The sequence below is a fragment of the Phenylobacterium sp. genome (genome assembly GCF_004799395.1).
Lineage (GTDB): Bacteria > Pseudomonadota > Alphaproteobacteria > Caulobacterales > Caulobacteraceae > Phenylobacterium.
On the sequence record NZ_SSMZ01000072.1, the window covers coordinates 1 to 2,193 of the forward strand.

General features: G+C 68.7%; 2 protein-coding genes. Both read right to left on the reverse strand.

The genetic code is table 11. The annotated features are described in order from the left end of the window. On the reverse strand, nucleotides 1-562 hold a 562-nt coding region (locus E8A12_RS04630), incomplete at its 3' end, for a hypothetical protein (protein WP_293366603.1). Between the two features lie 162 nt (nucleotides 563-724). Beyond that, nucleotides 725-2,193: MFS transporter (locus E8A12_RS04635; protein WP_293366604.1), on the reverse strand; the 1,469-nt coding region annotated here is incomplete at its 5' end.

Below are 2,193 nucleotides of genomic sequence, written 5' to 3' on the forward strand. Positions count from 1 at the left end.
CTTCGGAAACCGCCGCGCCAAAACCGATCGCTCCCATGGGGCCGATGAGCGTACCGGCGCCCGTCGTCGTGTTCAGGCTGTAGAGGTTGTTGGCCATGAGCTCATAGAGCGTCGATCCGCCGGCGGAGAATCCGAAGAAGCCGTTGACGCCCACGTTCGTCGGGCCAAGCAGAGTCGAGACGCCGGTGGCGGTGTTGATCGAATAGAGGTTGTTGTCCGACCCGTAGCCAAAGATCCCGCTCGTCGTCGAGCCGATGCCGTAATAGGTGATCGACCCGTCGCCCACCGGCGTCAGGGCGCCGTTTGCGGTGTTGACGATATCGAGCGTGTGGCCCCTCACGGGGGCGCTGTAGACGACACCGGAACTGTCCTCGGCCAGACCGGCTGGTTCCACGCCGCTGTTGCCGAGACTGGTGAACACGCCGGTCGCGAGATCCAGGACGCCGAAATCGCCGTTGACGGCGTTCTCCCAGGCCAGCGGATCCGCCGCGAAAGCCGCGGATGGCGCGAGCGCGCAGGTCGCGAGGGCGGCGGCTATGGCCGCCGAGCGAATGGGTTTCATGTTCCAAGCCCCAGAATGTCGGTCCGGCAGCCACCCGAAGAGGCGGAGACCCGCGGTCGAGGGAGAAGGATAGAGGCCATAGAGCGCGCGCGGCTATTGCCTATTTAGGCATACTTTGCTGATTTCATTAGGTAAATTCGCGCAACAGGCGAGTGATTGGCCTCACGGCCCCGACGGGGCCGGGTCCACGTGATCCAGGGCCTCCGGCCGCGGACGCGGGGCCAGCGCCAGGCGCGACAGGCTGACCATGGCGGCCAGCGCCGCCAAGCCGGCGGCTGTGGCGAGTGCAGTGGTGGTGGCCTTGGTGCCGGCCAGGTGGAAGAAGACAGCCGTGGTCACGGCGCCCGCCGTCTGGCCCAGCAGGCGCGCGGTGGCCAGCGCCCCGCCGGCGGCGCCGCTGCGGTGCATGGGCGCGGCGGTGACCATGGCGCGGTTGTTGGGAGACTGGAAGAAGCCGAAGCCGAGGCCGCACAAAGCCATGCGCCAGGCGATGTCCCAGTTGCCCGCATGCACCGGCATGATCGACAGCGCGAAGAGGCCGATGGCGAAGACGCTGAGACCTATGCCGCCCAGGGTCCCGGCCCGGTGCCGGTCGGCCAGACGTCCGGCCAGCGGCGCGGCGATCCCCACCGCCAGCGGCCAGGGGGTCATCAGGAGGCCGGTCTCCACGGCGGTGCGGCCCATCACGCTCTGGAAATAGAAGGGCAGGCCGACATAGGCCATCATCTGGGCGGCGAACGAGACGATCGAGGTCAGGATCGACAGGCCGAAGATCGGCAGCCGCAGCAGGTCGAAGGGCACCAGCGGCGCCTCCCGCCGCAGCTCGCGGTAGCTCAGCAGCGCGCCGGCCGCTGCCCCGACCGCCAGCTTGGAGAGGCCCGACGCCAGGCCGTCGCGCGCGACGCTTTCCGCCCCGGTGATAAGGAAGCCGAACGTGAGCGCGTTCAGCACCGCTGAGATCCAGTCGAATTTGCGGTCGGAGCCGACGGTGACCGGCAGGGCGCGGAAGGCGATGGCGATGGCCACGACCCCGATCGGCACGTTGATCGCGAACAGCCACTCCCACGACGCGCGGGACAGGATGACGGCGGCGACCGTCGGGCCAAGGGCGGCTGAGACCGAGATCACCAGAGCGTTCAGCCCGATGCCGCGGCCGAGGAACTTCTTCGGATAGGTGAAGCGCACCAGGGCGGCGTTGATGCTCATGATCCCGCCGGCGCCTAGGCCCTGGAACACCCGCGCCAGGGTCAGGCTGGCCAGGGTGTGGCTGAGCGCGCAGCCCAGCGACCCGAGGGTGAACACCGCCAGCCCGACCATATAGACCCGCCGGTACCCCAGCCGGTCGCCGAGGGCCGCCAGCGGCAGCAGGGTCACGGTGATCGCCAGCTGATAGGCGTTGACGATCCAGATCGAGGAGGCGGCGCTGGCGTGCAGCTCGCCAGCGATGGTCGGCAGCGCGACATTGGCGATGGCCCCGTCCAACACCGACATGGTCATGGCCAGCCAGATCGCCGCCACCGACCAATATCGCCGAGGGACCGGCAGGCCATCCGGCGTCGCCGCTACGGCGTGGGCGTCCGTATCCTCGTCGACAGTCGCGCGCGGCGTCAGCATCTTAGGGTCGGAACTCC